This window comes from Parendozoicomonas verongulae (assembly GCF_009711465.1).
Classification (GTDB): Bacteria; Pseudomonadota; Gammaproteobacteria; order Pseudomonadales; family Endozoicomonadaceae; genus Sansalvadorimonas; species Sansalvadorimonas verongulae.
Map to the genome: position 1 here is coordinate 3,652 of NZ_SMME01000762.1, position 387 is coordinate 4,038.

At 50.4% G+C, this 387-nt stretch carries 1 protein-coding gene; it reads right to left on the minus strand.

Annotated features, from left to right (window positions below; all coding sequences use genetic code 11):
- Window positions 1–15: 15 nt before the first annotated feature.
- A complete protein-coding gene (locus E1189_RS25270; protein WP_155159078.1) occupies window positions 16–258 on the minus strand; it encodes a hypothetical protein in 243 nt (80 codons plus the stop codon).
- Between the last annotated feature and the right edge of the window lie 129 nt (window positions 259–387).

Here is a 387-nt window from a genome sequence, read left to right on the forward strand (position 1 = left end):
TACAAAGCGTTTACCTCAGCCGACAATCTCACTAATCACAAGCGTACCCACACAGGGGAAAAGCCCTATGTCTGTAACCGGTGTAACCACTCTTTCACCCAATCCAGTCACCTCATCGTCCACAAGCGCACCCATACAGGGGAAAGGCCCTATGTCTGTGACCGGTGCAACCAGTCTTTCACCCAATCCACTCATCTCACCAAACATAAGCAAACCCTGCATGGCAGGAAAGCTGAATGACCGTCCTGTCCCTTTCAAAACCATACCTTGATTTCAGTTCCAGAGCCTCACTCAGGTCAGGAGATACCCACCCCATCCAGATATGCACGACTGGCGACGTACGCCATCAAAGCTCGTCAGCTACGTTGCTATCTTCTTTGCTCTTTT